The organism is Kitasatospora sp. NPDC034035 (genome assembly GCF_055575755.1).
This window is the reverse complement of the sequence record NZ_JBVISA010000058.1, coordinates 1-22,581: the sequence shown is the minus strand read 5'-3', so window position 1 is coordinate 22,581 and position 22,581 is coordinate 1. Positions and strand designations below refer to the sequence as shown.

Below are 22,581 nucleotides of genomic sequence, written 5' to 3'. Positions count from 1 at the left end.
GCGCCACCGGCACTCCCCGCTCCATCCGGCGGCCGGCCCGGGCCGCCGCCGCCGTCCTGCTCGCCATGGCGGCGGCCGTGGTGACCCTGGGCACCGCCGCCCCCGGCGGACAGGGCGCCACCACGGTCCCGGCCGCCGCGGCCGACCCGGCGGCCGGGCGGATCGCCTTCGCCGGCACCGACCACCGCGGCCTCGGCCGGGTGACCGGCACGGCGACCAGCACCCCGCTGTTCGGGCCCGGCCCGATCCACTTCGACCAGGACCCCTCGGCCCGGGGCGACGAACTGGTCTTCACCAGCCTGCGGGACAGTCAACTGCCCCAGGTCTACCTGCGCGACGCGGCCGGCGCGGTCCACAAGCTCACCACCGGCATGGACACCGGCCACCCCGCGCTCGCCCCGGACGGCAAGGCCGTGGTCTTCGAGGCGCTGGAGCCCACCGGGACCGGCGGCGCCCCCCGGCACGCCCTGTGGGTCGTCAACCGGGACGGTAGCGGGCTGCGCCGGCTGACCGACGGCCCGGCCGACGAGACGCATCCGACCGTCTCGCCCGACGGCAAGTGGGTCGCGTACGCCTGTACCGGCGACCCGGCGCACACCCAGATCTACCTGCGGCCGTTCGCCGGCGGCGCGCCAGTCAAGGTCACCGACGTGACCAGCGGAAACGCCGTCGACCCGACCTGGAACCCGGTGAACGACGACGCGCACCGCAACCAGATCGTCTACACCTGGGACCAGGGCGACCAGGGCCGCACCCTGATGCTCACCTCGCCCACCGGCGGCGACAAGGCGTTCTTCCTGCGCACCGGCTCCACGTGGCGCACCGGTTCCGCCGCCTGGATGGCCGACGGCAGCGGGGTCCTCTTCCTGAGCTCCGACCTGCCCCCGGCCAACCCCCCGGCGCAGCAGCCCGAACCGCCCCGGCCGCCGGTCGTCAACCTGTACCGCGCGCCGACCTGCTCCTGCGACGACCCCCGACTGCTCTACAGCACCGACCGGTCGATCGCGACGCCGGCCTGGCTGGGCAGCCAGGACAAGGGCGGGCCGGTGGTGGAGCAGACCAGCGCCACCACCGCCAACGTCGCCGACCTCCAGGACGTCCGCCCCGACGGGGCCGACCCGCGCGACCTCGGCATCAGCGTGCTCCGGGAGGACCCGGCCGCCGACACCAACACCGACCCCGACCCGGCCGCCGACCCGCTCTTCCACCCCCGCCCCGGTTACGACCCCTGGTACGAGCGGCAGACCTACACACCCGACGGCCGGCAGATCGCGGTGACCCGCTACGAGGACGCCGAGGCCGGGCGGATCCAGCGGATCTGGCTGGCCGACGCCGACGGCGCGAACCCGCACCCGATGAACCTGGCCGGCCGCGGCCCCGCCGATCGGGACACCGACCCCTCCTTCTCGCCGGACGGCAAGCTGCTCGTGTTCAGCCGCAGCACCCCAGGCCGCGGACAGGAACCGGGCCGTCCCGGACGGATCCTGATCGCCCAGGTGTCCACCGGGGCGATCGTCGGCACCGTAGAGCCGCCGGCCGGGCAGGCGGGCGCCTCCGACGGCGAGCCCTTCTGGTCCCCCGACGGCAAGCTGATCGCCTTCTCCAGGACCGAGGTGATCAACGGCAACGCCGGCAACATGCACATCTGGACCGTGCCCGCCGACGACCTCGCCCGGCAGGCCGACCTGAGCCGGGCAGCCTGCCCGGGCAGCTGCAACGTCATCGACGACAGCCCGGTGTTCTCACCCGACGGCCGGCGCATCGCCTTCAACCGCAAGGCCGGTGACGGCGGGAACAACCGGCGGGACGGCGTGCTCGTCACCTCGCCCACCGGCAGCGACTGCACGGTGATCCTGCCCACCGCGCTCCGCGGCCAGAAGAACGCCTGCACCCGGCCGCTGCCCGACACCTCCGAAAGCGGCCCGTTCCAGCCCCGCGACGTCGCCTGGACGGCGAACGGCGCGCAACTGGTGCTCACCTCCCGCCGCGCCCTGCCGCCCAACTCGCCGGAGGGACTGGCCGTCTACGACTTCGCGGCCGGCACCCTCACCCCGCTCGACCGGCGGCTGCCGGGACGCCAGAAGGAGCCGACCGTCCAGCAGTCCGTCGACCTGGCACTGAGCGCGCCCGAGCGGACCCCCGCGGTCCCCGTCCAGGGCGGCACCGACGTGACGATCACCGTCACCAACAAGGGCCCCGCGCCATCGCCCGGCACCGTCCTCACCGCCTCGGTGCCCACCGGCGCCCGGCTCGGCGGGCTGACCAGCCCCGTCGGGCAGTGCGACGCCGCGGCGCTGCGCTGCGACCTCGGCACCCTGGCACCGGGCGCGGTGGTCCGGGTGACCGCCCGGCTCATCGGCACCCGCACCGGCACGCAGGAGTTCGGCTGGAGCGTCACCGGGACGGTGGCCGACCCGAACCCCGGGGACGACTCCGCCCGGACCTTCCTGCCGGTGCTCGACGCGCCGACGCCCTCGCCGACGCCCACGCCGTCACCGAGCCCGACGCCGACACCGACCGTCACCCCGACCCCGACCCTGTCCCCGACGCCGACCACCGCCCCGACCCCCGCACCGCCGCCGCCCGCCCCTGCCCCCGCCCCGGCCCCGGCCCCGGCACCGCCGCCGCAGGCCGGACCCGGGGTGTCCGTCGACGCCCAACCGAACCCCGGCTACGTCGGCGGCCACGTGACGGTCAGCTACACGGTGCGCAACACCGGACAGGCCCTCGCGACGGGGCTGCGCCTGACCCTCGGCCTGCCCGCAGGCGTGCCCACCGAGTCGCTGCCCCCGGGCTGCCGGGCCGGGACCTGCGACCTGGTCGACCTCTCCCCGGGCGGCAGCCAGGTGGTCCGGGTGGTGCTGTCACCCGACGCGGCCCTGCAGACCACCATCACCGCGGAGCTCACCACCACCGGTACCGACGCCACCCCGGGACCGCACCGGGCGAGCACCCCGCTGCGCATCCTGCAGCCCCGCATCGTCGCGGTGCCGCCGATCGGCAAGCCCGGCTTCGTGACCTCCGTGCGCGGCTTCGACTTCCCGCCCGGCGCGCCCGTCCGCTTCACCTGGCAGCCCGGCATCACCGCGGCGGCGGCACCGACGTACCCGCGGGCCGACGGCACCTTCGCGGGCCAGCTGCTCATCCTCCCCAAGGACGAGACCGGCCCGCGGACCATCACCGCCGACGGCCCCGGGTTCTCCCCGGTGACCACCCCCTTCCTGGTGGTCGAGGGCAGCGTCGGCCCGCCGGGGGAGGTGGACCGGCGGTGATCCACGAAGTCGACGAGGCACTGCGGTTGCTGCTCGCCGAAGCCGGTCTGCCGGAACGCGGAGTCGAGGTGGTCTTTGATGCGCCCACCCGCGACTTCGCCGCCCGGCGCACCGCTCCGACGGTCAGCGTCTTCCTCTACGGGATCCGCGAGGACACGGACCGACGGCAGGCCGGCGCCGTCGCCGAATACGACGAGGACGGCGTCGTGGTCGGCCACCGGGCCGCGCCCCGATGGTTCGAGCTGGCCTACCTGGTCACCGTCTGGACCAACCGGCCGCAGGACGAACACCGGCTGCTGGCCGAGGTCCTGCAGTGCCTGACCACCGTGGACGCGCTGCCCGCCCGGATGCTCACCGGGACGCTCGCCCAACTCGGACTGACCGTCGGGATCGACATCACGGGGCGCGACACCGGCCTGCCGTCGGTGTCCGACGTCTGGTCCGCGCTCGGCGGGGAACTGCGGCCCTCGATCGACCTCAGGGCGCTCGCCCCGCTGCCCGGCGGGCTCAGCCCCGCGGGGCCGCCGGTCACCGAAGGCCTGGTCGTACGCGTCGAGGACACCAGCCGGGAGGCCGGGGCCGGCACCCCGGAGAGTGCGGCACCCGCCGACGGGCCGGGCCGCCGACTGCGCTACCACGGCGGCGCGGACCCCGGACCGGACGGCTTCGCCGCGCCCCGGGACCGCGAGCTGCCGCCGGGCCGCCGGCCACGGGGCAGGGCGCGATGAGCCTCGACCTCGGGTCGGCCACGCCGGTCCCGTCGGCCACGCCAGCCACGCCGGACCCGGGCCCGCCAGTCCCGTCGGTGACGTCGGTGACGTCGGTGACGGAAGCCGCGTCGTCCCCGGAGGCCACCGACGGGGCACCGGCCGGACCCGACCACCTCTGGGAACGGCTGCACCGCGTCGAGCAGCGGGTCCGCAGGGCGGTGCGCGAGCGCCGGGCCGACGACCCGGACCCGGACGACCCGTACCGTGGCCAGTACCTCAGCCCGGAGGCGGTGGAGCGGATCCTGGCGGCCTCCGCCACGGCCTTCCGCGACGGCGGAGCCCCTGGCGACGGTCCCGCGCCGCCGCCCGGCTCGCGGCTCGCCCGGCTCGGCGAGGCCTTCGGGCTGCTCCCGGTGGATGTCGAACTCCTGCTGGTGGCCCTCGCCCCCGACCTCGACACCCGCTTCGAACAGCTCTACGGCTACCTCAACGACGACCTGACCAGACGCCGGGCGACCGTCGGGCTGGCCCTCGAACTGTGCGGACTGTCAGGGGCCGGCGCCGGCCGCTTCCGGTTCTCCGTACGGGCCCCGCTGATCGCCGGCGGCCTCCTGGACGTCGCCGAGCCGGAGCGCCCACTGCTCTCCCGCACCCTGCGCGTGCCGGACCGGGTGACGGCCCACCTGCTCGGCGACGACGAGCCGGACGGCGCGCTCGCCGGGCTGGCCCGCCGCGCCACCCCCGGGCCCGACCCCGGCGCCGGAGCGGCCGCGGAGTTCGTCGACCGGGTGCGCGCGGCCGCGGCGGACGGCGGACTGGTGCACCTGCTGGACCGGGACGGGCACGCCGGGCCGCCGGCCGTGGCCGCCCTCGCCGCCGACGGCCGGCCGCCCCTGGTCATCGACGCCGCCGCGCTTGCCGCCCGCCCGTCGCCGGGCATCGTGCGGGTGCTCGCCCGCGAGGCGCGGTTGGCCGGGGGCGGTGTGGTGCTCGGACCGCTGGACCGGCTCGAACCCGAACGGCCCGAGCGGGCCGCCCTGTTGCGCGACCTGTGCGCGGAACTCGCGGGCGTCCCGCTGATCGTGCACGGCCCGCAGGTGTGGGACCCGGCCTGGTCGCGGGAGAGCCCGCTGGTGGTCACCGTCCCGCCGCCGGACGCGCGCGGTCGGACCGAACGCTGGGCCCGCGCCCTGACCGGTCCGTCGGACGGCGGTGAGCCGGACCCGCTGAGCGAGGAGCTGGCCGAGGCGGTGGCCGCCTACCGGGTGGACCAGGAGAAGCTGGAGCGGGCCGCCGCCGTGGCGGCCAGGACGGCGGCCGCCGAACGGCGCCCCGTGCGCGCCGAGGACGTGCGGGCCGCGGTGCGCGCGCAGAACGCCGCGGGCCTGGCCCGCCTGGCCCGCCGGATCGAACCCGCCGTCGGCTGGGCCGACCTGGTGCTGCCCGATCCCACCGCGGGCCGGCTGCGCGAGCTCGTGCTGCGCGCCCGGCACCGCGACCAGGTGCTCGGGCAGTGGCGGATGCGGCCGGGCGGCGGTCGGGGCAACGGCGTGATCGCCCTGTTCGCGGGGGAGTCGGGCACCGGCAAGACGATGTCGGCCGAGGTCGTCGCCGCGGAGCTCGGCATGGAGCTGTACGTCGTGGACCTGTCCACCGTGGTGGACAAGTACATCGGTGAGACCGAGAAGAACCTGGAACGCATCTTCACCGAGGCCGCGCAGGTGAACGGCGTCCTGCTGTTCGACGAGGCGGACGCACTGTTCGGGAAGCGCTCGCAGGTCAAGGACGCCCAGGACCGCCACGCCAACGTGGAGACGGCCTACCTGCTGCAGCGCATGGAGTCGTTCGAGGGGATCGCGGTGCTGACGTCCAACCTGCGCGCCAACCTCGACGAGGCGTTCACCCGCCGGATCGACGTCATCGCGGAGTTCCCGCTGCCGGACGAGGCACAGCGGCGCGTGCTGTGGGACCGCTGCCTGGGGCCGCGGCTGCCCCGCGGTGACGACCTCGACCTGGACTTCTGCGCCCGGCACTTCGAACTCACCGGCGGCTCCATCCGGGCCTGCGCGGTGTCCGCGGCCTACCTGGCCGCCGGAGCGGGCGCTCCGCTGGGCATGGCACAGCTGGTCGCCGCGGTGGTCGGCGAGTACCGCAAGCTCGGCCGGCTGGTGCTGGAGAGCGAGTTCGGGCCGTGGCTGAGCGTCCTCGGGGACGCCGGGCGCACCTGACCGCCTGTCCGCCCGCACGTCCGCCCGCCCGCTCGGCGGCGGGCGGTGGGGCCTGCGGGTACCCGTCGTGGTGGCCGCCGGGGGCAGTCGTTCTTGCCCCCGGTCCGGGACCTCGGGACATGTCCCCGGACGGTGCCCGGGCAGCAGACTCGGGGACGAATGACCGGCCACCCGAAGGAGCGCGAATGCCGTCGTACCTGACCCCGGGCGTGTACGTGGAGGAGGTCCAGTCCGGTGCCCGGCCGATCGAGGGCGTCGGCACGGCCGTCGCCGCGTTCGTCGGCTTCGCCGAGACCGGCCCCTTCCACGAACCCACGCTGGTGACCAACTGGGACCAGTACGTCCAGCGGTTCGGCGGGTTCACCGAGGGCACCTACCTGGCCCACTCGGTCTACGGCTTCTTCGCCAACGGCGGCGGTTCCGCCTACGTGGTGCGGGTCGGCGACCCGGCTCGGCAGGCCGCCGCCGGTGCCCCCGCCCCGGCCGTCGGAGCGCCCGCGCCCGTCGCGGTCTCCGGCTTCCTGTTCTCCGCCCTGCCCGGCGCCGGCGGCGAGGTGTCCGTCGAGATCGCCGACGCGGAGGGCGAGAACGTCCCCGAGGACCGCTTCCGCCTGCTGGTCCGCCGGGGCGCCGAGGTCGTGGAGACCTACGACGTCTCGACCCGCAAGAGCACCAAGGGCTACGTCGTCACCCAGCTGCGCGAGTCGAAGCTGGTCGCCGTCACCGAGCAGGCCGGCACCGCGCCGAGCCGCCCCGAGCGCCGGACCCACGCCCTGGCCGCCGCCCCCGCGCCCGCCACCGGGCCGGTCGCGGCCGCCGCCGCCCGGCTCGACCCCGCCGAGTACGTCGGCGACTCCGCCGCCCGGACCGGTTTCTCCGGCCTGGAGGCGATCGACGAGATCACCATGGTCGCGGTGCCCGACCTGATGAGCGCCTTCCAGCGCGGCGACATCGACGCCGAAGGCCTGCGCACCGTCCAGCTGGCCGTCATGTCGCACTGCGAGCAGATGGGCGACCGGATCGCCGTCCTGGACCCGCCGCCCGGCCTCAACGCCCAGCAGATGCGCAGCTGGCGCAACGACGAGGCGGGCTTCGACTCCCGCTACGCCGCCCTGTACTACCCGTGGATCAAGGTCTTCGACCCGGCCACCGGCCGCAACGTCATGGTCCCGCCGAGCGGGCACGCCGCCGGCGTGTGGGCGCGCAGCGATGCCGAGCGCGGCGTGCACAAGGCGCCCGCCAACGAGGTCATCCGCGGCGCGGTCGACCTGGAGATCCGTCTCAGCAAGGGCGAGCAGGATCTGCTCAACCCGATCGGCGTCAACTGCGTGCGGGCCTTCCCCGGGCGCGGCATCCGGATCTGGGGCGCCCGCACCCTCTCCTCCGACCCGGCCTGGCGCTACCTCAACGTGCGCCGGCTCTTCAACTACCTGGAGGAGTCCATCCTCCTGGGGACCCAGTGGGTGGTCTTCGAACCCAACGACGACCGGCTGTGGTCCAGCATCCGCCGGAACATCACCGCGTTCCTCACCGAGGAGTGGCGGCGCGGGGCGCTGTTCGGCCAGACCGCGGCCGAGGCCTTCTACGTCAAGTGCGACCGCGACAACAACCCGCCGGAGTCCATCGACCTCGGCCAGGTGATCTGCGAGATCGGCGTCTCTCCGGTGAAGCCGGCGGAGTTCGTGGTGTTCCGGCTGTCCCAGTTCTCCGACAGCACGAGCCTCGTCAACGAGTGACCGGCACGGTCGGCATCCATCGGAAGGTAACAGCACGTCATGGCTGAAGGCGATCCGCTCTCCACACACATCTTCGGCGTCCAACTCGGCGGTTACAACGTCGAGTCCGTCAAGGAGATCAGCAACCTGACGGTCGACCAGGAGGTCGTCGAGTACAAGCAGGTGACCCAAGAAGGCAAACTGATCGTCCGCAAGCAGCCGGGCGCCCGGATGCCGGGCGAGGTGACGATCACCCGCGGCCTCGACAAGAGCAGCGCGTTCTCCAACTGGATCAAGGAGACGCTCAACAACGGGGCGATCAACACCGCGCGGCAGAACCTCACCATCGAGGTCAAGGACACCACCGGCGCCACCCTGCGGCGCATCCAGCTGACCAACGCCTGGGCGAGCCGCTGGGAGGGCCCCACGCTCACCGCCGGCGAGTCCAGTGCCGCGTCGGAGACCGTGACCATCGTGTTCGAGGAGATCAGCGTAGAGTGAGGCGGAAGATCGGCCTGGAGGAACTCCTCGAACGGGCCCCGGCCGCGCAGAGCACCGCGCCACCGGCACAGCAGCCCGCCGGGCCGTCCGGGTATCCTGGGCCGTCCGGGCCCCAACGGCGCGCGCCGCACACCGAGTTCGAGTTCGAGCTGCCGCTCGGCTACGTCGACGACGAGGGCGGCGTGCACCGGCACGGCACCATGCGCCTGGCCACCGCCCGCGACGAACTGATGCCGCAGATCGACCTGCGGGTCAAGGAGAACCCGGCCTACCTGAGCGTGGTGCTGCTCAGCCACGTCATCACCAGGCTGGGCGACCTCACCGACGTGCACACCGGCATCGTCGAGCGGATGTACGCCACCGACGTCGCCTTCCTCCAGGACCTCTACCAGCGGATCAACAGTGAAGGCCACACGCGCGCCGCGGTGACCTGCCCGCACTGCGACGGCGCCTTCGAGGTCGACCTCGCCGGTGGGCGCCTGGGGGAATCGTGACGTACGCGCCTGCTCGGCTGTACGAGGAGATCGCGTACATCGCCTATCACTTCCACTGGCAGCGGGAGGACATCCTCGACCTGACCCACCGCGAACGCGGGCAGTGGGTGCGCGAGATCGCGCGGATCAACACCCGTGTCAGCGAAGGCGGGTGAGCCGGGTGGGGCTTCGGGACTGGATCAGCCGCCGGAAGGCGGGTGAGGCGGCGGACGGTGATGTCGGCGGTCTCGGCGGTGCCGGCGTTGTCGATGGTGGCTCCGGCGACGGTGTCGGTGGTGGCTCCGGCGACGGTGCCGGGGCACCGGCCGGGGTTTCCGGTGCCGGCGGTGCCGGTCGGCGTGGCCCGGCCGCGGGGGACGGAGGGTGGCGCGCGGTACGGCCGCTCGCCCCGACCCTGTCCGGGGCGGCGCGTGGGGTCAGCGACGGCCTGACGTTCAGGTCCCGGCTCGCCGCGTGGCAGGACCCCTCGCTGAGCGGCCCGCTCGGCCATGCGGTCCTGCCGTCCGCCCCGGCGGGGATCCTGCGGGCGATGGCGCGGCCGGTCGCGCCGGCCGCACCCGTCGCGGGCGGGGACCAGCTCGCCATGCCGGTCGCCACGGGTACGTTCGGGGCGGGAGAGCCACGGGCGGACGAAGCGGAGCCGGCGGCGGATTCGGGGGCGTCGAGGAAGGCGCGGCCGGTTCAGCGGTCCGGCGCGGTACGGCGGCTTCCCGTGCGGTCGGCGCCGCGTACGGCGCGCTCGGCTCGGGCCGACCGGCCGGCGGCTTCGGAGGGCGGTCGCGGCGGTAACGGTGGTGTGCCGACGGTTGGTGAGCGCACGGTTGGTGAGCTCACGCCCGGCGCGGGAATGCCCGGTGCGGGAATGCCTGGTGCGGTTGCCGCGTCGGCGCGCCGGAGCGAAGCCGTGGGTCCGGCCCGCCCGGTGCGGCCCCGCCCCGTCGGCGAAGCGCTGATCGTGGCGCGGCGCCCCCGGTCGCTGCCCGCGCGCCCGGTGACGGCGGTCCCCGGGACAGCGGTCCCGGTGACGGCGGTTCCGGTGCCGGCGGTGCCAGCGGCAGGTGGGACGCCGGGTGCCGTCTCCGGGTTGCCGAGCCGCAGCCCGGAGACGGCCGGTGGCACGGGTTCGCCCGCGACCGGCGAGGCCGCCGTGCGGACGGCAGCCGGCCCGGGTGTCACCGCCGGGACCGCGCGAAGCGGGCCGGCCGAAGGGACCGTCCAGCGTGCTGCCCTGCCGGGCACCGCTGCGCCCGCCCGCCCGGTCCTCGGTGCGCCGATGACCTCCCTTCCCGCGAGCGCCTCACCCGTGGCCCGGGCCGCCACCGGCCCGCAGCTCCCCGACGCAGCCTCGGGCCCGCAGGCCATGCCGGTCGTCCCCGCCGACGCGAAGTCCACCGGCACCGAGTCGGGTGGACTCGACGCCACCCAGGACCGGCGTGCCCGTACGGCTGTCGAGCCGGGCGGCGCGGCGCCGCCCCGCCCCGCGCGTGGGCCCGTCGGCGCCGGACCCGTCCAGCGCACGCCGTCCGGGGCCGGTGCCTCCTCGCAGCCACCGCTGTCCACACCACCGTCCGCACCGTCATCCCATCCGTCGGCGCCGACTCCCGAACGTGCCGGACAGGTACGCCCCGACCCGTCGCCCGCCGCCCGTACCCGAGGGGGCCTCGGTGCGCCCCTCGACGCGCTGCCGCCGACGGCCACAGCGCCGGGCCGCCCCGCCCCGCTGCTCGGTGGGCGAGCACCGGTCCGACGGATCACGACCCCGACGACGGGTGCTGCCACAGGCGGCAGCACCGGGAGCGCGGCGGAGCAGGGCACGCCCGCCGCCACGGCGCCGCTGGTCGGCGAGGGGCCGCGGGTGCAGCGCGCCGTCCGGCGTTCCGGCGACGGCCCGGCGGAGTCGCCGGCCAGACCTCAGGGCGGCAACGACGGACTGGTCCCAGGCCGGGGCCCGGTCGGCGGAAGGCCCGGTGTGCCACCCACCGTCCGGCGCTCCGGCGACGGCCTGGCGGAGTCGACAGCTCGACCTCAGAACGGTGGACCGGACGTGCCCACCGCTGCAGCCGCGCCCGTGGTCGGCGAGGGGCCGCGGGTGCAGCGCGCCGTCCGGCGTTCCGGCGACGGCCCGGCGGAGTCGGCAGCCCGGTCCCAGAACGGCGATGACGGACGGTCGGCGGGCCGAAGCGGCCCGGCCGACGGTGGTTCCGGTGCGCAGACGAGTCGGGAGCACCGGTCGGGCACCGCGCCGCAGCCGGTCGCCCCTGCGACCCGGGCCCGCCCGGCCGGGGACCCGAGCCACGGTGGCGCTCCGCTCGGAAACGGTGCTGGTGTCGGTGTCGGTGCCGGTGTCGGCCCGGCGGTTCCCGCGCGGCCGGTGACCGGAGGCTGGGGCGTGCAGCGCGCCGTGGCACGCACCGGTCCGAGGCGTGGGCTGATCGGTGAGCGCCCGATGAGGTTCGCCCTCGCCGCCCCGCCGACGCCGCCCGCGACCGGGACGGGCGCTCGGCCCGGCGCAGGCACGGCGGCGCCGGCCCCACCCGTGGTGCCGGCCGTCTGGCCCAGGGCGCTCCAGCCGCGCACGGACGGCGAATCGGCTGCCGAGCCGGCGGCGCCCGGAGGCCGGGGTCGCGGGCCTGCGGCTGCTCCGCAGCGTTCGCGTTCGCGGCATACGCCCGGCGCGGGGGACGGCCGTACCGCCGTCGGGCAACCGGCTTCGCAGGGAAGGTCGTTGGGAACCGGCGCTTCGGGGCCCGCAGTCGTGCAGGGCCGCCAGTCATCCGGCGCGGCTGCGGTGCAGCGTTCGTCGGAGCGAGGCGGCGGCCGGGGGACGGCCGATCACCCTTCAACGCACGGGAGTTCGGCGCTGCCGGGCCCCGGTCCGGCAGCCACGGCGCCGGGCAGGCCATCCGGCGTGGGCGCGGTACGGGGGGTTGCGGCTGCGGTGCAGCGTTCGCTTTTTTCTCGGCGTCCATCGGCCCGGCGAGACGCCCGGCCGGCGACCGATGACCCGTCGGCGCAGGGGAGTTCGGTGCCGGGCGGCTCGTCCGGTGCGGTGCGCGGGGTCGCGGCTGCGCTGCAGCGTTCGCGTGCGTGGCGTCCCTCCGACCGGGTGGACGGCCGGGGGGCGGGCGATCACCCGTCGGCGCGAGGCAGTTCGGCGCCATCCGGCCCACCCGGCACCGCTGGCCAGGCCGCCCCGACCGGGCCCACGGACCCGCCGCGCGCCCTGCCCGGCCGGGCCCGTGCGGCGGTTCCGACCGCGGGCGGCCCGGTGCCCCCGGCGCTCGGGCGGCCGCAGGGTGGCACCACCAACGCGGGTGGCCCGGCCATACAGCGTGTCGTCGCACCGGCGTCCGCAGGGCGTCCGGGGCCCGGCGGCTCCGCTTCGCCGTCCGCTGCCGCGCCCACGGGTCCGCGCCCGCCCGTGGTCCGACTCGCGACGCTGACGGCCCCGTCGGTCCAGCGGCTCCCGGCCGCCGGCCGGCTTCCGCAAGCCTCCGCGCCGCCGGGCCCGGGCCGGGCGGCGGACCCGCAGCTTCCCGTGGCAACCTCGCCCGTCGCGTTGCGCGCCACGAGCGCTCCTGTCGTACCGTCCGCCCTCTCCGCGACGACCGGGCCTGCGTCACCGGCGCCCAAGCCGCCACCGGCGGGCACGGCGCGGGTGTTGCAGCGGGTGGCCGAGCAGGCAGGCCTGGTCGGGGTGCCGTTGACCGCCGTGCCGGCCCGTACGCCGACCACGGTGCAGGCCGCCCCGCCGATCAACTCGCCCTCCCGGACGGGTTCCTCGCCGCCCGCCGGCGGATCACCGGCCGAGACGGGGGGCCAGGGGCCCGCCGACCTCGACGAGCTGGCCCGGCGCCTGGTCGAACCGGTCGGACGGCTGCTGCGCACCGAGCTGCGCAGGGGGAGGGAGCGCAGCGGGCGGCCGTACGACGGGCGCCGCTGAGCGCAACCGAGCAGAGCGCAGCGAAAGGGCGCAGCAGGCAGGGCGCAGCAGGACAGGACAGGCGGCCGGTTGGCGACCGCAGCAACGTGACCGGAAGCAGTACACAGGAATCAGGATGCGGAACCGATGACCGACAACATCTTCGCGACCAGCGTGTTCTTCAGCCTGACCATCGGCGGCAACGACCTGGGCGAGTTCACCACCTGCTCGGGGCTCGGCGCCCAGGTCGAGATCGAGCAGTACGCGGAGGGCGGCAACAACGGCTTCGCCTGGCAGCTGCCGGGCCGCATCACCTGGTCGAACATCACGCTGACCCGCGCGGTCACCGCGGACACCGTCAAGATCGCGCGCTGGCTGAACGAGATCGTCCGGAAGGTCGAGCCGAAGGACGGCGAGATCGTGGCGCTGCGGCCCGACTTGAGCCGGATCGTCGGCTGGCAGGTGCTCGGGATCGTCCCGGTGCGGTGGGAGGGGCCGTCCTTCGACCCCTCCAGCTCCCAGGCCGCGATGGAGACCCTGGAGATCGCCCACGCGGGCCTGCGCCCGTCCTGACGTCCCAGGCAGTCCCACCAGTCGTCCCCCGGCCGTCCCACCAGCCGTCCCAGCCACGTAAGGAGCACCCAGGATGTCCTCGGCGGTCCCCGCGAGCGTCACCCGGGCCCAACTGACCATCATGGAGCCGCCGTCGACGGTCGGCGCCCAGCCCGGCGGCGCGCTCGCGCAGCTCCAGCTCCAGTTCAACCCGGCGACCCTGGTGCTGCGCAAGACCACCGAGTGGCGGCGGACGCCGTCCCGGATGGCGGGCGAGTCGGCGTTGCCCGAGTTCGTCGGCAGCGGTCCGCGCTCGCTCTCCCTCGACGTGTTCCTGGACTCGACCGCGACCCACGACAACTCGGTGGAGCGGGCGGTGGAGAAGCTGATGACGGCGTGCGTGCCCACGCCGACCAGCCTGGCGCGCAAGACGCCGGCCAGTCCGTGGATCCGGCTGGACTGGGGCACCCTGAAGACGACGTCGTTCAACGGGGTGCTGACCGGCCTCTCCGTCACCTACACGCTGTTCGACGTGAACGGCAATCCGCTGCGGGCGGTCTGCTCGCTCACCATCGACGAGGCGAGCGTCGACCCGGCGGGCCAGAACCCGACCTCCGGCTCGCCGGAGGCCCGCAGCACCCACCGGGTGATCGCGGGCGACAGCCTGCCGCTGCTCGCCTGGCGCGCGTACGGGGACGCGACGGCGTGGCGCACCATCGCGGAGGCCAACGACATCGACGACCCGCTGGCCCTTGTCCCCGGCGCGGAGCTGATCGTGCCGGGGATCGACGAGCTCACCCGGGTGGGGCGGCCATGACCACTCCCGAGGCCCGGGGCGGCCGGTCGTTCGCCGCGGATCCGGTCGTCGAGGCGCCGGGCCCGCTGCCGCCGATCTGGGCGACCCAGCTGGTCTCCTGCGACATCGAGGAGAGCGTCGGCCTGCCCGACACCGCGGTGCTGGCCTTCCGGGACGCGAACCACACCTTCCTCGCCGCGACGGGGATCACCATCGGTACCAAGCTGCGGGTGTCCGTGGTCACCGTGCAGGGGCACACCCGGGCGCGGCTGTTCACCGGCGAGGTGACCGCGCTGGAGCTGGAGGTGGACACCACGGGCTCGTACACCGTGGTGCGCGCGTCGGCGGTCACCCACCGCCTGATGCGCGGGCGCCGGGTGAAGGCCTTCCGGAACATGACGACGGCCGACATCGTCCGCGAGGTCGCCGCGGGCGCGGGTCTGGCCTGCGGCCGGATCGACTCCTTCCCGGTCGTCCACCAGCAGCTCTCCCAGGCGAACGTCCCGGACTGGGAGTTCCTCCAGTTCCTGGCGCAGGAGAGCGGCGCCAACGTGCGCGTCGACGACGACGGGAAGCTGGAGTTCGTCCGGCCCGAGCCCGCGTCCGGGGCGCCGGCCCCCTCCACCCCCGCGCCGCAGAGCCCGCTGGTCCTGGAGTACGGCCGCAACCTGCTGGAGCTGCGCGGTGTGCTGACCGGCGCGGCCGGCGCGGACACGGTCGAGGCGCGCGGCTGGAACGTCACCACCAAGAGCGCCCTGGTCGCCACCGAGCCGTCGGTGACCTCCCGAACGGTGGTGCCGGGGATGAGCCCCTCGACGGTGACCTCCGCCTTCCCCGGACCCGCCCGGCTGACCGTCGCCGACACCCCGTACCGCACGCAGGCGGAGACCACCGCCGCGGCCCGGTCGCTGGCCGCCTCGGTGGCCGCCGGCTTCGGCGAGCTGGAGGTGGTCGCCGAGGGCAACCCGCGGCTGCGGGCGGGCACCGCCGTCGCCCTGGGGAACGTCGGCGCCGCCTTCTCCGGCCGCTACACCGTCACCGGGGCGCGCCACCTCCTCGAACCGTTCCGCGGCTACCGGACCACCGTGGTGGTCAGCGCGTCGCCCGACCGCTCCCTGGCCGGGCTGGTCACCGGCGGCAACGCGCCGCCGCGCGGGCCGCGGATGCCGGGCCTGGCCGTCGCCGTGGTCACCGACGTCCGGGAGCCGGGCGACGGGCAGCGCGGCTGGGTGAAGCTCAAGTTCCCGTGGCTGGACGACACCTACGTCTCCGACTGGGTGCGCACCGTGCAGTGGGGCGGCCACGGGGGCGGCGGCGTGGTCAGTCCCGAGGTCAACGACGAGGTGCTGGTCGGATTCGAGCAGGGCGACCTGGACAGCCCCTACGTGCTGGGCGGGCTCTACAACGGTGTGGACCGGCCCTCGTCGCACGACGTGCCGCTGGTCGACGCGGCCTCCGGCAAGGTCAACCGCCGCTCCGTGGTGTCCCGTTCGGGCCACCGCCTGGAACTGCTGGACGTGCCGGGCGGCGCCTCCGGGGTCCGCCTGGCGAGCGGGGACAAGAAGCTGGAGGTCAAACTCGACCAGCAGAACGGGGAGATCGTCCTGACCGTCCACGGCCTCGGCGGCGCGGCCGGCAGCACGGTGCGGCTCTCCTCCTCCGGCATCACCCTGGACGCGGGCACCGGAACGGTGGACGTGCGCGGCGGATCGGTGACCGTCCGGGGAACGACGGCGGTCACGGTGGACGGCGGGGCCGAGGCGGTCCTCAAGGGGGCGTTCGTGCGCATCAACTGACGGACCGTCGGAAAGCACCATCAGAGCAGAGCATCAGAGCATTGGAGACCGTACATGCCCCCCGCAGCCCGGACCGGCGACATGACCGATCACGGCGGCGCCCTCACCACCCCGCCGCCAGGCGCCCTCAGGGTGGCGACCGTGCTGATCGGCGGCCGGCCCGCCGCGGTGGTCGGCAGCATCCACGCCTGCGTCCCGCACGTGGAGATGGGCCCCGCCAACCTCGTCGAGCCCGAACTCGGCACGGTGACCGGGGGCGTGGTCCTGATCGGCGGCCTCCCCGCCGCCCGCCTGGGGGACAAGACGACCTGCGGCGCCACCATCACCACCGGCGCGTTCAACGTGCTGATCGGAGGCGTCGCGTGAGCGAGCGAAACAGGGAGAGGCACGCATGAGCGGGAGCTTCATCGGCCGCGGCTGGGCCTTCCCGCTGCGCGTGAACGCCACCGGCGGCATCGGCATGGTCGACCGGGACCGGGAACTCGCGGAGGCCATCCGGCTCATCCTCGGCACCGCCCCCGGCGAGCGGCCGATGCGCCCGGAATTCGGCTGCGGCATCCACGAGTACGTCTTCGCCCCGGGCGACAGCACCACCGCCGGGCGGATCGCGCGCGAGGTGCGCATCGCCCTGGAACGCTGGGAGCCGCGGATCGAGGTCGACGACGTGGTCATCGCCTTCGACAGCGTCGACGAGGGCACCCTCTACATCGACGTCCACTACACCGTGCGCGCCACCAACGACCGCCGCAACCTGGTCTTCCCCTTCTACACCATCCCGGAGTCCCCGGCCGCGGAGTTCTCCGCCGCTGAGTCCGCGGCCACAGGCTTCCCGGCCTCGGGCTTCCCGGCCACAGGTTTCCCGGGCTCCGGGTTCCCGGCGACCGCGGGCGGGGGCGCGAGCTGATGGCCCTGCCCTCCCCGAACCTGGACGACCGCCGCTTCCAGCAGCTCGTCGACGAGGCCAAGCGGTACGTCCAGCAGCGCGCGCCGGAATGGACCGACCACAACGTCTCCGACCCCGGCGTCACCCTCATCGAGACCTTCGCCTACCTGGTCGACCAACTGCTCTACCGGCTGAACCGGGTACCGGAGAAGAACTACGCCGCCTTCCTCGACCTGCTGGGCATCCGGCTCTTCCCGCCCGCCGCGGCCCGGGCCGAGGTCGACTTCTGGCTCTCCGCCCCGCAGCCCGAGACGGTCCTGCTGCGGGCGGGCACCGAAGTGTCCACGCTGCGCACCGAGACCGACGAGGCGGTGGTCTTCTCCACCGCCGACGACCTCCCGATCGTCCCCAGCTCGCTGGACCGGCTGGTCACCGTCAACGCCTCCGGGGAGCAGACCGACTGCACGGCCCGGCTGGCCGACGGCGCGGACGTCCGGTGCTTCCAGCCGCGTCCGATGGCCGGGGACGCCATGCTCTTCGCCCTGCCGGCCGTGGTGCCGCGCTGCATCCTGGTCGTCCGGCTGGACAGCCGGGTGGAGGGCGTCGGCGTCGACCCGCGCCAGCCGCCGCTGGCCTGGGAGGTGTGGGACGGCGCACGCTGGATCGCCTGCGAGACCGGCAGCGACACCACCGGAGGCCTGAACCGGCCCGGCGAGGTGGCGGTGTTCGTGCCCGCCGGACACGCCGCGTCGGTGGTCGCCGGCCGGCGGGCCGGCTGGCTGCGCTGCCGGGTCACCGAGCCGCAGCCGGGCCAGCCGTTCTACTCCGAGTCCCCCACCATCCGCCGGGCCGAGGTGTTCACGGTCGGCGGCACCGCGACCGTCGTCCACGCGCAGACCGTCACCGACGCGTCGCTCGGCTCCTCCGAGGGGGTCGCGGGCCAGCGCTTCCGGCTCGCCAGACCGCCGGTCCTGCTCGACGGCGAACCCCCGGTGGTCGAGGTCGCGGCCGGCGACGGATGGGAGCCGTGGGCGGTCGTCGAGCACTTCGGCGACTCCTCGCCCGCCGACCGGCACGTGGTGCTCGACGCGACCACCGGCGAGTTCCTCTTCCCGCCCGCGGTACGGGAACCCGACGGCAGCCTGCGCGCCTTCGGCGCGGTGCCGCCCAAGGGCGCCCGGCTGCGCGTCCCGCACTACCGCACCGGCGGCGGGATCGCGGGCAACGTCGCCCGGAGCACGATCACGGTGCTGCGCAGCTCCGTCCCGTACATCGCCCGGGTCGACAACCGCGAGGCGGCGAGGGGCGGGGTCGACGGCGAGACCGTCGAGAACGCCAAGCTGCGCGCCCCGCACCAGCTGAGGCTGCAGGAACGCGCCGTCACCGCCGGGGACTTCGAGCTGATCGCCGGGCAGGCCGCACCGTCCGCCGCCCGGATCAGCTGCGTGCCCGCCGACGGCGGCGAGGCGGGCGCGGTACGGGTGCTGGTGGTCCCCGACGCGGTCGCCGACGACGGCGAGCGGCTGCGGTTCGAGCAACTGATCCCCGACGAGCAGATGCTGGCCACCGTCGCGACGGCCCTCGACGAGCGGCGGCTGATCGGCACCCGGATCGTCGTACAGCCCCCCGCCTACCAGGGCGTGACGGTGGTCGCCCGGCTCACCACCCGCTCCCCGGACCCCGACCGGGTCCGGGAGGCGGTGCTCGCCGCACTGTACGGGTACCTCAACCCGCTGCGCGGCGGCGCCGACGGCTCGGGCTGGCCGTTCGGCCGGGCGGTGCAGTACGGGGAGGTGTTCGCCGTGCTCCAGCGGGAGGCCGCCGTCGCCGGGGTCGAGGAACTGCGACTGTTCCCGGCGGACCCGATCACCGGGCGCCGGGGCGCACCCGCGGAGCGGGTCGAGGTCCCGCCGGACGCCCTGGTCTTCTCCCACCAGCACCAGATCGTGGTCACCTCGGTCGCCGAGGACGGGCAGTCATGAGCGAGCGCAGCGGGGTTGGCGTCATCGGGGTGGGCGTATGAGCGAGCGCAGCGAGTTCATCATCGGGGGGTGCGTGTGGGCAAATGCCCCCGCCGAGCGCAGCGAGGTGGGCGCATGAGCGAGCGCAGCGAGTTCATCATCGGGGGGTGCGTGTGGGCGAATGCCCCCGCCGAGCGCAGCGAGGTGGGCGCATGAGTCGCGCGGCGGTCCCGGGACTGCCCAGCCCGCACCCGATCGGCGAGCTGCTTCCCGCGCTCTTCGCCGACGACGACTTCGCCCAGCGGTTCACGGCGGGCCTGGACACCGTCCTCGCCCCGGTCTTCGCCACCCTGGACAGCCTGCCCGCCTACTTCCAGCCCCGCCTCGCGCCGGCCGACTTCCTCGACTGGCTGGGGTCCTGGGTCGCGGTGGAGGTCGACGCGGCCTGGCCGACGGAGGTGCGCCGCGCGGTGGTCGAGCGCGCCGTCGAGTTGCACCGCTGGCGCGGTACCCGACGGGGACTCACCGAGCGGCTGCGGCTGGTATTGGACGCCGGCGCCGAGATCGTGGACGGCGGCGGCGCCACCTGGTCCACCGACTCCGGTGCCGCCCTGCCGTCCGCGCCGAACGGTGACGTGCTGATCCGGGTCTGGCCGCTGCGCGGTCCGGCGCTGGACGAGGACCAGGTGCTGTCCGTCGTCAGGGCGGGCTGCCCGGTCCACCTGACGTGCCGGGTGGAGATCCTGCCCGGTCCACCCGGGCGAGTGGAGGTTTGACGGATGCCGGTGTGCCCCGAATGTGGAACGGCCAACGGGGAGGGTGACGACTTCTGCGGCAACTGCGGTGCCTACCTGGGGTGGTCGCGCGGGACCGCCGCTCCGGCTGCGTCCGCGCGGGCAGCTGCCGGGCCCGAGGCTGAGCCTGCCGCGACTGCCGCGACTGCCGCGGCTGCTGTGCCCGCTGCGCCTACCGCTCGCAATGCGCCCGCCGCTCCCACTGCGCCTGCGGAGCCCGCTGCACCCGCCGTGCTCGAGCCCGCGCGCACCGAATCCACGTGGCGGACCGTGTCGCGACGGGTGACGCGCGGCAGGAGGGAGCAGCCGCCCGTCCGGGACGCCGAGACGCCGCCCCCGCCCCTCGAGGAGCCGCCGGCCCCGCCGGCCGCCGAGACCTCGCGCTCGACCTCGGCCCGCGTGCGTCCGGCACCCGCTCCGGCTCCGGCTCCCACGCCGACGCCGGCTACGCCGCCGAATCCGGAACCGGTCCCGGCCTCCACACCGGTCCCGACTCCCGAGCAGGCCCCGACGACGGCTCCCGAGCCGCCCGCGACTCCCGAACCGCAGGCCGACCCGGTGGCCGTGCAACCCGCCAAGCCCGTCGCACCCCGCCCCGTCGTCCGGGCTTCCGCGGCCGACGAGGCGCAGGACGGCCCGCCCTGCCCCCGGTGCGGCACGCCCAACCTGCCCGAGCGGAAGTTCTGCCGCCGCTGCGCGGCTCCGCTGACCGTCACCGCCGCCGCGCCCAAGTTGCCGTGGTGGCGCACCCGTTGGCCGTTCCGGCGCCGGGTACGGATCGGTGGTTCGGGTAACGCGCTGCGCCGCACCATCGCCCTGCTCGTGCTGGTCGCGGTGGTGGTCGCCGGGGTCCTGCTGTACCCGCTCGGCAAGAACGCCTACCAGGACGTGCTGGACAAGCTCGGCAGCACCGCGCCGATCACCCCTTCCGAGACCTCGGCGAGCGCCGCCGTCGAGGGCCGTCCCGCGTCCTCGGCCGACGACGGTCTCACCAACACCTACTGGGGCGCACCCGCGATCGGGGACTCGATCACGTTCGGCTTCCGGAGCCCGTTCCGGCTGGTGGACCTGATCATCCACACCGGTGACTCCACCGACCCGGAGCACTTCCGGCAGCAGGCCCGTCCGCTCGTCCTGTCCCTGGAGATGACGGCCTCGAACGGAGAGCAGCACCGGAAGCAGATCACGCTCAACGACCAGCCGGGCCCGCAGACCGTGGCGACCGGGATCAGTGACGTCGTCCAGGTGAAGCTCACCGTCCGCGAGGCCGCCGGGACCGGCCCCGGCCGGGCCATCGCTCTGGCGGAGGTGGAGTTCTTCAAACGGACCTGAGCACGGCGGCGATCAACTGGGCGATGGCCGCGTTTATCGCTCATTTACCGTGCGTCAACGTACAGTTGGTGGGATCGACATGTCCACATCAGGACATCGACGAGAAGGAGTGCCTTCCTTGACCACTCACCCCAGGTACGGTGCCGCCCGGCGGACGGTTCCGGCGATCACGGCGGCGCTGTGCGGGATCGTCGGTGCGACGGCGGTCGGCGCGACCCCGGCGGCAGCAGCCGACCAGCGTCACCCGATCTACGCCATCGCCCACCGGGTCGACACCGTGGACGGCGTGGACGCCGCGCTCAAGCACGGCGCCAACGGCATCGAGATCGACGTCTGCGCCTGGTGGAACCCGAACGAATGGCGCGCCTACCACGACTGTTCCTCGGCCGGTGAGAACCGCCTCGGCCCCAGCTTCGACAGCATGATCGACCGCATCCTCTCCAACGCCAACGCGGGGCGCCGACTGTCGCTGGTCTGGTTGGACATCAAGGACCCGAACTACTGCGGGGAAGAACCGAACCGCACGTGCAGCGTCGCCGGGCTGCGGGACAAGGCCCAGCGGCTGACGGCCGCCGGGATCCAGGTGCTCTACGGCTTCTACGAGTACCACGGCGGGAACACGCCGGACGTCGGCGGCCGGGGCTGGAAGAGCCTCGAGGGCAAGCTCGGCTCCCTGGAGGGCATCACGACAACCGGAAGCCGCGACACGGTCCGAAGCGCCTTCGAGCGCTCCGGCTCCGGCTTCCCGACCGGCCACCGGGCGATGGACTACGGCGACAGCGACATCACCAAGGGGTTCGGCAACTGCACCGAGGCCACCTACAACACCTGCGCGGAACTGAAGAAGGGAGCAGCGGACCGCGCCTCGGGACAGCTCGCGGCCACGCTCTCCTGGACGACCACCTACAACGACCCCTGGTACGTCGACAAGCTGCTGGGCGACGCCCGGGTCGACGGCATCATCGCCGGCTACGGAGCCTTTACCGGAGTGCGCGAGTACGACGACAGCTGGCAGTGCGCCAACGCCGTCAACCTCGTCCGTGACTGGGTGAACCACCACAGCTCCACCCACCGCATGGCCACCAGCGGCGACCGCCTGTTCAAGTGAGAGGACAGATAGCGGACAGGTAGGGGACAGGTACACGTAGGGGACAGCCTCGGGCCGCACCCGGTGCAGACCGGGTGCGGCCCGAGGCTGCCGCTGTGCGGCCTCGGCCGGTGCATTTGTTCTTGGGCACGGAGTAGGAGTACTGTCTCCCAGTCGCTTGGCTGGGAGCACCGGACACGCATCTGCGCGGACGGTCCCGGAGCGGCCAATCCCCTGAAACACCGGTTCCCGGTTCGGGCTGAGTCGTGTCTTGTCGCGGCTCGGTTCTTATTGGGCGTGTTCGTTTTATCGGATTGCGGCTGGATTCGCTTTTCGGAGCGGAGGTCGGCTAGAGTTTGAAACGTCGGACAGGGCGTCAAGCCCCGGAAGACACTGGCGAGTTGGATGAAGGAAGCCCCGGAAATGGAGCGGAAAACATCTGATAAGCTGGAAACACGAAAGAACGAAGCCCGGAGGGTCCGCTGGAAGGCGGTCCGAAGGAAGCGTCCGTTCCTTGAGAACTCAACAGCGTGCCAAA

At 74.5% G+C, this 22,581-nt stretch carries 17 protein-coding genes and 1 pseudogene; all 18 read left to right on the top strand.

Annotation, left to right across the window (positions count from 1 at the left end; translation table 11 throughout):
• Positions 1-65 precede the first annotated feature (65 nt).
• On the top strand, positions 66-3,272 hold the full coding sequence (locus ACZ52J_RS41010; protein WP_465626360.1) for a hypothetical protein: 3,207 nt from the start codon (positions 66-68) through the stop codon (positions 3,270-3,272).
• The gene (locus ACZ52J_RS41005) at positions 3,269-4,000 is read left to right on the top strand and encodes a Pvc16 family protein (protein ID WP_465626342.1); all 732 of its coding nucleotides are present in this window, start codon (positions 3,269-3,271) and stop codon (positions 3,998-4,000) included. The genes ACZ52J_RS41010 and ACZ52J_RS41005 overlap by 4 nt, the downstream gene beginning before the upstream one ends.
• Before the next feature lie 86 nt (positions 4,001-4,086).
• On the top strand, positions 4,087-6,210 hold the full coding sequence (locus ACZ52J_RS41000) for an ATP-binding protein (protein ID WP_465626358.1): 2,124 nt from the start codon (positions 4,087-4,089) through the stop codon (positions 6,208-6,210).
• A 185-nt stretch (positions 6,211-6,395) separates the two neighbouring features.
• On the top strand, positions 6,396-7,946 hold the full coding sequence (locus tag ACZ52J_RS40995; protein WP_360509024.1) for a phage tail sheath family protein: 1,551 nt from the start codon (positions 6,396-6,398) through the stop codon (positions 7,944-7,946).
• Between the two features lie 39 nt (positions 7,947-7,985).
• On the top strand, positions 7,986-8,426 hold the full coding sequence (locus tag ACZ52J_RS40990; protein WP_350524442.1) for a phage tail protein: 441 nt from the start codon (positions 7,986-7,988) through the stop codon (positions 8,424-8,426).
• Positions 8,423-8,920 (top strand): hypothetical protein, encoded by a 498-nt coding sequence (locus ACZ52J_RS40985; RefSeq protein ID WP_360509022.1) that lies wholly within the window; start codon positions 8,423-8,425, stop codon positions 8,918-8,920. The genes ACZ52J_RS40990 and ACZ52J_RS40985 overlap by 4 nt, the downstream gene beginning before the upstream one ends.
• Positions 8,917-9,075 carry a DUF6760 family protein gene (locus ACZ52J_RS40980; RefSeq protein WP_360509020.1) on the top strand — a complete coding sequence of 53 codons (159 nt, stop codon included), beginning with the start codon at positions 8,917-8,919 and terminating at the stop codon, positions 9,073-9,075. Before ACZ52J_RS40985 ends, ACZ52J_RS40980 begins: the two co-directional genes overlap by 4 nt.
• Before the next feature lie 3,515 nt (positions 9,076-12,590).
• Entirely contained in the window at positions 12,591-12,863 is a 273-nt protein-coding gene (locus tag ACZ52J_RS40975) for a hypothetical protein (protein ID WP_360509018.1), read from the top strand.
• 126 nt (positions 12,864-12,989) lie between these two features.
• Entirely contained in the window at positions 12,990-13,415 is a 426-nt protein-coding gene (locus ACZ52J_RS40970) for a phage tail protein (RefSeq protein ID WP_360509016.1), read from the top strand.
• 73 nt (positions 13,416-13,488) lie between these two features.
• A complete protein-coding gene (locus tag ACZ52J_RS40965; RefSeq protein WP_360509014.1) occupies positions 13,489-14,211 on the top strand; it encodes a CIS tube protein in 723 nt (240 codons plus the stop codon).
• Entirely contained in the window at positions 14,208-15,986 is a 1,779-nt protein-coding gene (locus tag ACZ52J_RS40960) for a VgrG-related protein (RefSeq protein WP_465626337.1), read from the top strand. Before ACZ52J_RS40965 ends, ACZ52J_RS40960 begins: the two co-directional genes overlap by 4 nt.
• A gap of 54 nt (positions 15,987-16,040) precedes the next feature.
• Entirely contained in the window at positions 16,041-16,352 is a 312-nt protein-coding gene (locus ACZ52J_RS40955) for a PAAR domain-containing protein (RefSeq protein WP_360509011.1), read from the top strand.
• Positions 16,353-16,377: 25 nt separating this feature from the next.
• Positions 16,378-16,890: a GPW/gp25 family protein gene (locus tag ACZ52J_RS40950; protein ID WP_465626335.1), complete on the top strand. Its 513-nt coding sequence runs from the start codon at positions 16,378-16,380 to the stop codon at positions 16,888-16,890.
• Entirely contained in the window at positions 16,890-18,851 is a 1,962-nt protein-coding gene (locus ACZ52J_RS40945) for a putative baseplate assembly protein (protein ID WP_360509007.1), read from the top strand. Before ACZ52J_RS40950 ends, ACZ52J_RS40945 begins: the two co-directional genes overlap by 1 nt.
• Before the next feature lie 191 nt (positions 18,852-19,042).
• Positions 19,043-19,606, top strand: a complete 564-nt coding sequence (locus tag ACZ52J_RS40940; protein WP_465626333.1) for a phage tail protein — start codon at positions 19,043-19,045, stop codon at positions 19,604-19,606.
• 3 nt (positions 19,607-19,609) lie between these two features.
• Positions 19,610-19,678 (top strand): annotated as a pseudogene (locus ACZ52J_RS40935) (zinc-ribbon domain-containing protein); the annotation flags it as partial.
• 504 nt (positions 19,679-20,182) lie between these two features.
• Positions 20,183-20,956, top strand: a complete 774-nt coding sequence (locus tag ACZ52J_RS40930; RefSeq protein ID WP_465626356.1) for an NADase-type glycan-binding domain-containing protein — start codon at positions 20,183-20,185, stop codon at positions 20,954-20,956.
• Between the two features lie 118 nt (positions 20,957-21,074).
• Positions 21,075-22,064 (top strand): PI-PLC domain-containing protein, encoded by a 990-nt coding sequence (locus ACZ52J_RS40925; protein WP_465626331.1) that lies wholly within the window; start codon positions 21,075-21,077, stop codon positions 22,062-22,064.
• The last annotated feature ends 517 nt before the right edge of the window (positions 22,065-22,581 follow it).

Excerpts from the sequence above, each read along its gene's own strand:
- ACZ52J_RS41010 (WP_465626360.1), top strand. The coding sequence starts at position 66 with ATGGCGGCGGCCGTGGTGACCCTGGGCACCGCCGCCCCCGGCGGACAG.
- ACZ52J_RS40945 (WP_360509007.1), top strand. The coding sequence starts at position 16,890 with ATGGCCCTGCCCTCCCCGAACCTGGACGACCGCCGCTTCCAGCAGCTC.
- ACZ52J_RS40970 (WP_360509016.1), top strand. The coding sequence starts at position 12,990 with ATGACCGACAACATCTTCGCGACCAGCGTGTTCTTCAGCCTGACCATC.
- ACZ52J_RS40940 (WP_465626333.1), top strand. The coding sequence starts at position 19,043 with ATGAGTCGCGCGGCGGTCCCGGGACTGCCCAGCCCGCACCCGATCGGC.
- ACZ52J_RS40995 (WP_360509024.1), top strand. The coding sequence starts at position 6,396 with ATGCCGTCGTACCTGACCCCGGGCGTGTACGTGGAGGAGGTCCAGTCC.
- ACZ52J_RS40955 (WP_360509011.1), top strand. The coding sequence starts at position 16,041 with ATGCCCCCCGCAGCCCGGACCGGCGACATGACCGATCACGGCGGCGCC.
- ACZ52J_RS40965 (WP_360509014.1), top strand. The coding sequence starts at position 13,489 with ATGTCCTCGGCGGTCCCCGCGAGCGTCACCCGGGCCCAACTGACCATC.
- ACZ52J_RS40960 (WP_465626337.1), top strand. The coding sequence starts at position 14,208 with ATGACCACTCCCGAGGCCCGGGGCGGCCGGTCGTTCGCCGCGGATCCG.
- ACZ52J_RS40950 (WP_465626335.1), top strand. The coding sequence starts at position 16,378 with ATGAGCGGGAGCTTCATCGGCCGCGGCTGGGCCTTCCCGCTGCGCGTG.
- ACZ52J_RS40990 (WP_350524442.1), top strand. The coding sequence starts at position 7,986 with ATGGCTGAAGGCGATCCGCTCTCCACACACATCTTCGGCGTCCAACTC.